The organism is Pseudomonas ovata, from assembly GCF_003131185.1.
Taxonomy (GTDB): domain Bacteria; phylum Pseudomonadota; class Gammaproteobacteria; order Pseudomonadales; family Pseudomonadaceae; genus Aquipseudomonas; species Aquipseudomonas ovata.
In genome coordinates this window covers 1-939 of sequence record NZ_QFFU01000059.1, presented here as the reverse complement: position 1 = coordinate 939, position 939 = coordinate 1, and the positions used below count along the sequence as shown (strand labels likewise).

Here is a 939-nt window from a genome sequence, read left to right as displayed (position 1 = left end):
CCAGCCTACCACCTTAAACCTGGACAACCAACGCCAGGCTGGCCTAGCCTTCTCCGTCCCTCCATCGCAGTAACAAGAAGTACAGGAATATTAACCTGTTTTCCATCGACTACGCTTTTCAGCCTCGCCTTAGGGACCGACTAACCCTGCGTCGATTAACGTTGCGCAGGAAACCTTGGTCTTTCGGCGTGGGAGTTTTTCACTCCCATTGTCGTTACTCATGTCAGCATTCGCACTTCTGATACCTCCAGCAAGCTTCTCAACTCACCTTCACAGGCTTACAGAACGCTCCTCTACCGCATCATCCTAAGATGATACCCGTAGCTTCGGTACCTGGTTTGAGCCCCGTTACATCTTCCGCGCAGGCCGACTCGACTAGTGAGCTATTACGCTTTCTTTAAAGGGTGGCTGCTTCTAAGCCAACCTCCTAGCTGTCTAAGCCTTCCCACATCGTTTCCCACTTAACCAGGATTTTGGGACCTTAGCTGACGGTCTGGGTTGTTTCCCTTTTCACGACGGACGTTAGCACCCGCCGTGTGTCTCCCATGCTCGGCACTTGTAGGTATTCGGAGTTTGCATCGGTTTGGTAAGTCGGGATGACCCCCTAGCCGAAACAGTGCTCTACCCCCTACAGTGATACATGAGGCGCTACCTAAATAGCTTTCGAGGAGAACCAGCTATCTCCGAGCTTGATTAGCCTTTCACTCCGATCCACAGGTCATCCGCTAACTTTTCAACGGTAGTCGGTTCGGTCCTCCAGTCAGTGTTACCTAACCTTCAACCTGCCCATGGATAGATCGCCCGGTTTCGGGTCTATACCCAGCGACTGTCGCCCTATTAAGACTCGCTTTCGCTACGCCTCCCCTATTCGGTTAAGCTCGCCACTGAATATAAGTCGCTGACCCATTATACAAAAGGTACGCAGTCACCCAACAAAGT

Annotated in this window: 1 rRNA gene; it reads right to left on the bottom strand. The window is 51.8% G+C overall.

What is annotated here, in order from left to right:
• Positions 1 to 939, bottom strand: a 23S ribosomal RNA gene (locus DGA31_RS29420); the annotation flags it as partial.